The organism is Xenorhabdus bovienii (genome assembly GCF_024721015.1).
GTDB classification, from domain to species: domain Bacteria; phylum Pseudomonadota; class Gammaproteobacteria; order Enterobacterales; family Enterobacteriaceae; genus Xenorhabdus; species Xenorhabdus bovienii.
The window spans coordinates 1-779 of record NZ_JANAIF010000263.1 but is presented as its reverse complement, the minus strand read 5'-3'; the positions used below and the strand labels follow the sequence as shown (position 1 = coordinate 779).

The following is a 779-nucleotide window of genomic DNA, read 5'->3' as shown; positions in this document are numbered from 1 at the left end:
CAACGCAATACGAGGTAACAAAACAGGTAGATGATTTTGAGGTAACAAAGCAGGTAACTAATCAGGTAACAAACAAATCCAGTCATGACGTGGCTTTCAGCGATGGTCAGGTAACAAAGCAGGTAACAAAGCAGGTCAAACAGAGTAAGAAGTTATTAGAACAAGAAGTATTAGAACAAGAATTAAATACACCCCTTACCCCTCACGAGGGGAATGACGGTGAGGTGGCTAAACCTAAAAAGCGAAAATCCACTCCCAGCATCAACTACGACGACTATCTCAACGCCTACAACGAAGAGGTTGGCGACAGGTTGCCCCACGCTGTAGAAGCCAATACCAAACGCCAAAGAGCCTTAAAGAAAATCATTTCAAAGCTAGTCACTCAGAACGTGGATGGCTGGAGAGCTTACGTTAAGGCATTCGTGAAAATGGCTCGTCCGTTTTATTTTGGAGAAAACGACAGGGGCTGGACGGCGGATATTGATTATTTGCTGAGAGAAACAACGCTAACTGGCGTTCGTGAAGGAAAATTTGTAGGGAGAGATCATGAATAATTACGATTTTGAATCCAGTGTGATTGGCGGATTGTTGATTAGTGGCCTAACACCTGATGCCAGTGATGTATTGGCAACGCTGGAGCCAGAGGCATTTGCTACCCCGTTCTACCGTGAAACGTTCAAAACTATCAGAGCACAGGCCAAGACCAGAGGGTTAATTGATTCTCTGATGGTGGCTGATGCGATGGGTGAGAATCATTTCGCCAATGTCATGATGACTGC

1 protein-coding gene and 1 pseudogene are annotated in these 779 nt (G+C 44.9%); both read left to right on the top strand.

Annotation, left to right across the window (positions count from 1 at the left end; translation table 11 throughout):
* A pseudogene (locus tag NXS07_RS20460) lies at positions 1-554 on the top strand (replication protein); the annotation flags it as partial.
* Positions 547-779 (top strand): DnaB-like helicase N-terminal domain-containing protein (locus tag NXS07_RS20455; RefSeq protein ID WP_308686645.1); only part of this gene is annotated, 233 nt, incomplete at its 3' end. The pseudogene NXS07_RS20460 and the gene NXS07_RS20455, both read left to right, overlap by 8 nt.